Source organism: Steroidobacter sp. (genome assembly GCF_016790065.1).
In the GTDB taxonomy this organism is placed as follows: Bacteria; Pseudomonadota; Gammaproteobacteria; order Steroidobacterales; family Steroidobacteraceae; genus Steroidobacter.
The window spans coordinates 1-4,737 of record NZ_JAEUPY010000049.1 but is presented as its reverse complement, the minus strand read 5'-3'; the positions used below and the strand labels follow the sequence as shown (position 1 = coordinate 4,737).

At 62.0% G+C, this 4,737-nt stretch carries 5 protein-coding genes; 4 read left to right on the top strand and 1 reads right to left on the bottom strand.

Translation table 11 applies throughout. The annotated features are described in order from the left end of the window. Nucleotides 1-738, top strand: a 738-nt coding sequence (locus tag JNL55_RS01890; RefSeq protein WP_293848587.1) for an SDR family NAD(P)-dependent oxidoreductase, incomplete at its 5' end; no start/stop codon positions are given. A 6-nt stretch (nt 739-744) separates the two neighbouring features. Here the strand turns inward: JNL55_RS01890 and JNL55_RS01885 are convergent. Continuing rightward, a complete protein-coding gene (locus JNL55_RS01885) occupies nt 745-1,659 on the bottom strand; it encodes a LysR family transcriptional regulator (protein WP_293848585.1) in 915 nt (304 codons plus the stop codon). Nucleotides 1,660-1,797: 138 nt separating this feature from the next. Between JNL55_RS01885 and JNL55_RS01880 the strand changes: the two genes are divergently transcribed. The 3 genes from JNL55_RS01880 to hisD all read left to right on the top strand — a co-directional run. Further along, on the top strand, nt 1,798-2,862 hold the full coding sequence (locus JNL55_RS01880; protein WP_293848583.1) for a fumarylacetoacetate hydrolase family protein: 1,065 nt from the start codon (nt 1,798-1,800) through the stop codon (nt 2,860-2,862). A 43-nt stretch (nt 2,863-2,905) separates the two neighbouring features. After that, entirely contained in the window at nt 2,906-3,943 is a 1,038-nt protein-coding gene (locus JNL55_RS01875) for an SMP-30/gluconolactonase/LRE family protein (RefSeq protein WP_293848581.1), read from the top strand. 38 nt (nt 3,944-3,981) lie between these two features. Next, a partial coding sequence (gene hisD / locus JNL55_RS01870) for a histidinol dehydrogenase (protein WP_293848579.1) occupies nt 3,982-4,737 on the top strand: 756 nt, incomplete at its 3' end.

Genomic DNA, 4,737 nt, shown 5'->3' with positions numbered 1-4,737 from the left:
CGACATGGTGGAAAGGTGGCGTTAGTCACCGGCGGCAGTAGCGGCATTGGTCAGGCGATCGTCGAACGACTCGCCGCTGACGGTGCTCGAGTTGCCATCGCGGACATCGCCGACTGCAGCGAAACGCTGGATAAAGTGCGTGCGGCGGGTGGTGAAGCTTTCGCCGACCGCTGCGACATTGCCGATGGCGTGCAGGTCGAACGTTTCGGTCGCGAAATCGAGCGCCGTTTCGGCGCAGTGAGCATCGTCGTGCATGCCGCGGCATATCAGTTCGTGCGGTCGTTCGACGATGTTTCTTTCGACGAATGGCGCAAGACCCAAGCTGTGAATCAGGACGCCGTGTTTCATCTGCTGAAAGCAGCGCTGCCCGGCATGAAGGCAGCTGGCTGGGGCCGCGTCATCTTGATTGCCTCATCGCAGTTTTTCATCGGCGGCCAGGCGATGGCCCACTACGTGACCAGTAAAGGCGCGTTGATAGGCTTGGCACATGGCTTGGCTGCGGAACTCGGGCCGCACGGCATCACCATCAACTGCGTAGCGCCGGGCCTGACTCGTACCAAGAAGGCGGTCGGCGATTTGCCGGAAGCGGTGTTTCAGCACGTGGCCAGCTTGCAGGCGATTCCGCGCAACGGTCGCCCCGAGGATCAGTCGGGCGTGGTGTCGTTCGTTGCCTCGGACGACGCGGCCTTCATCACTGGCCAGACACTGCTGGTGGACGGCGGCCAAGGCCGCACCTGAGAGACGTTAAACGGGCGGCAGTGTCGCAGCCCGTTCCTTGAGCGCGGTCCGTAACCAGCGGATCGCCGGATCGGGATCGCGATGCACGTTCCATTGCAGGATCTCGACCAATTTAGGCAATTCGAAACTGGGTTTGATCAGCCGCACCGGCATGGTGTCCAGAAAGGTCTGGGCCAAGCGGGTCTGAATGGTGGTGATGCGATCGGTGCCCACCACCAGATGGGGCAGCAGCACGAAGCTCGGTGCCGCGACATCGACCTGGCGAGCGTCGCCATAGCGACTGGCAAACCAGCGTTCCAGCCAGGCGGTGCCTCGATGCTCGCTGCGGAATACCACGTGCTTCTGGGTCATGTATTCCTCGAAGCTGAGCTGCTCGCCCACCGACGTGTTACCGGTCCAGGCCAGCACGCTGTAGCCATCCTCGAACAACAATTCCTTGGGATGCTCGGGCATCACGTCGATTTCCGGACCGATCACGAAGTCCACTTCGCCGGATTCGAGTTCTTCCTGCACGCGGCCGCTGGATTGCCGGAATTCGAAGGTGACGCCGGGCGCGTCCCGCTGCATCTGGGCCAACACGTCGTGCAACAGCACCCGGATCACATAATCCGAGGCGGTGAGGCGGAAGTGGCGTTTGCTGCGTGTGGCGTCGAACGACGGCTCGGTGGCGATCACCGAATCGATGCGCATGATCACGTCGTGGATGGGACCCACCAGCGATTGGGCCAGCGGCGTCAGCTCCATCTGGCGGCCCACCTGGATGACCAGGGCGTCCTCGAAATACTCGCGCAACCGGGCCAGCGCGCCGCTCATCGCCGGCTGCGTCATGTTCAAGCGGGTCGCGGCCTTGGTGACGCTCTTGTCGGAAAGCAGCGCGTCGAGCGCGATCAGCAGGTTCAAGTCCAGTCGTCGATAGCGCATGAGACCTTCGCGTTCCCCTTATGACCTATCGCGGTCGCTGATGGCGTCGATCAGCAAAAACGTTTTTTCTTAAGATGCGGCTGTCTCTACCATGCCGCTCATGACGCCAGAGTGCAATAGATCGCGAGCGAGTGCCACATGAGCGGCGAATCAGCCACACGAGCCTTCCGACTGGGGACATTTTCGGTGGCCGGCAGCGCACCGTTCGCCGGCCTCGAACTGGATGGCAAGGCGCTGGGCCTGCATGCCGCCGCCAGCTTTTTACAAAGCCAACGTCTGAGCCTGCAAGGCGCCGACTCCATCCTGGGCTTGCTGGAGCACTGGGCCGACAACTTCCCGGTGTTACAACGGATCGCCGACGCGCTCGGCCCGGGCGGCGATGCCCAGCTGCAGTCGCAAGCGGTGGCGGTATCGGGGTTGCGTTTGCATCCGCCGGTCAACGTGCCCAGAAACATCTACTGCTCGGGCGCCAACTACAAAAAGCATGTGGTCGACATCATCGTCGCGCAGGCGATGGTCGAGACTCAGAACATGACGCCGGCAGAGCGCCATGCATTCGGCACGCGCAAGATGGATGAGCGCATCGCCAGCGGCACGCCGTATTTCTTTTGTAAGCCACAGTCGGCCATCGTCGGTCCGTTCGATCCGGTGGTCATTCCTTCGGACATCAAGACGGCCGATTGGGAATTGGAACTCGGCGTCATCATCGGTCGGCGTGCACGTCGTGTGACTCGCGAGCGTGCGCTCGACTATGTCGCGGGCTACACCGTAATCAACGACATCACCAGCCGTGAACTGGTCAATCGTCGCGATGGCGACGTGCGCGAGATGGGCATGAACTGGGTGCTGGCCAAAGGCTCGCCGACCTTTCTGCCGATCGGGCCGTATCTGGTGCCGGCAGCATTCGTCGGCGATCCGCAGCAGCTGCGACTCACGCTGCGCTTGAATGGCGAAGCCATGCAGGACGAGCGCACCGACGACATGATCTTCGGGGTCGCGCGGCTCATCGAAAATCTATCCAGCGCTTGCGAGCTGTTGCCGGGCGATCTGATTTGCACCGGGTCACCGGCGGGCAACGGCGTGCACTACAAGCGCTTCCTGAAACCCGGCGATGTGTTGGAAGGGGAGATCACCGCAGCCGGCATCGGCTTCGGCATCCAGCGCAATCCGTGCGTGGCGGAAAGCGTCGACTCGACTCGCTGAACTCTAAAACCATTCCCATACTTTCATTGTCTCGACACTCCCGATGGTCACTGCCGCCCGAAGTCAGAATCCGCTGCGCAACTGGCAAGTGGATCGCGCGTCGATCCGCACGATCGGTCAGGATCTGCAGCGTCCCGAGTGCATCCTTGCGGAACGCGATGGCACGTTGTGGAGTGCCGACGCGCGTGGCGGCGTCATGCGCATCGCGCCGGACGGTACGCAAACACTGATTGCGCAACAGCCGGACACGACGTTCACCAACGCCAACGACACTGAGAAATACATTCTGCGCGGCACGTTGCCGAACGGGCTCGCGTTCGCGCCGGACGGCAATATCTTGATTGCCAACTTCGGCACCAATGCCATCGAGAGCATGTCACGCGACGGACGCTCGAAGACGCTGTACACCGAGGTCGACGGCCGGCCGCTCGGCAAGACCAACTTCGTGATGCGAGATTCCAAACACCGCTTGTGGGTGACGGTGACCACACGGCTCGAACCCTGGACTCGCAGCGTGACCGAACGCACCAATGACGGTTACGTCGCGCTCATCGATGAGAAGGGCATTCGTATCGTTGCCGAAGGCTTTGTCGGCACCAATGAAGTGCGGCTCGATGCCAAGGAAGAGTGGCTGTACGTCGTCGAGAGCAACGCACGTCGCATTTCACGTTTGCGCCTTCAGCCCGACGGCTCGCTGACAGATCGCGAAATCTACGGACCGTCCGATCTCGGTGGCGTGCCTGATGGCTTTGCATTCGACTCCTTCGGCAATCTGTGGGTCACGCTGGTCATGTACGACCGGTTGATCGCCATCACGCCCGAAGGTGAGGTGCTGACGTTGCTCGATGACGGCGTGCCGGAACAGGTGGCCGCACTGGATCGCAACTACTACGCGCGCACGCTCACACCGGAGTTGATGCTGGCGTCGAAAGGCACCATCGCTCCGTGGATGGCCAGCCTCACGTTCGGTGGGCCAGATCTACGCACGGTGTATCTGGGCAGCTTGATGGGCACGACCATTCCGTACTTCCGCTCGCCGGTGGCCGGCCTGCCGATGGTTCATTGGTCGGAAACTTATTAAAGAGTCGCGGCGCATCCGCGTCGCGCGAGGGGCATCGCATGATTCGCCAGATCAAGGCCGGACAGACGGCGGCGGCCAAGGCCGAAAACACCCAGCAAGTTCGCACCACGGTCGAAGGCATTCTCGAAGCCATTGCGGCTCGAGGCGAAGCGGCCGTGCGCGAGTACTCCACAAAATTCGACAAATGGTCGCCGGACAGTTTTCGTGTCAGCCAGCGCGAGATCGATGAAGCGTTGAACACGCTGCCGGCGCAGACCATCAAGGACATCGAGTTCGCGCAGGCACAGATTCGCAACTTCGCACTGATTCAGCGCTCGGCGTTGATAGACGTCGAAGTGGAAACGCTGCCGGGTGTGGTGCTCGGTCATCGTAATGTGCCGGTGAGCAGCGTAGGTTGCTACGTTCCCGGCGGGCGCTATCCGATGGTAGCCTCGGCGCACATGAGTGTGGTCACAGCGAAAGCGGCCGGAGTGAAGCGCATCGTCGCGGCGGCGCCGCCGTTCGGTGGCAAACCGCATCCCGCCATCATCGCAGCCATGCATCTCGGTGGTGCCGATGAGATCTACGCGCTCGGCGGTGTGCAAGCGGTCGCGGCAATGGCACTGGGCACCGAGTCGATTGCGCCGGTGGACATGATCGTCGGCCCGGGCAACGCCTATGTGGCCGAGGCCAAGCGCCAACTGTTCGGGCGCGTCGGCATCGATCTGCTGGCTGGCCCGACGGAAACGCTCATCATTGCCGACGACAGCTGCGATGCTGAAATGGCCGCTGTGGATTTGATCGGCCAGGCTGAG

Bases quoted from the DNA above. Each gene is read 5' to 3' on its own strand.
- JNL55_RS01875 (WP_293848581.1), top strand. From the start codon at position 2,906: ATGGTCACTGCCGCCCGAAGTCAGAATCCGCTGCGCAACTGGCAAGTG.
- JNL55_RS01880 (WP_293848583.1), top strand. From the start codon at position 1,798: ATGAGCGGCGAATCAGCCACACGAGCCTTCCGACTGGGGACATTTTCG.
- JNL55_RS01885 (WP_293848585.1), bottom strand. From the start codon at position 1,659: ATGCGCTATCGACGACTGGACTTGAACCTGCTGATCGCGCTCGACGCG.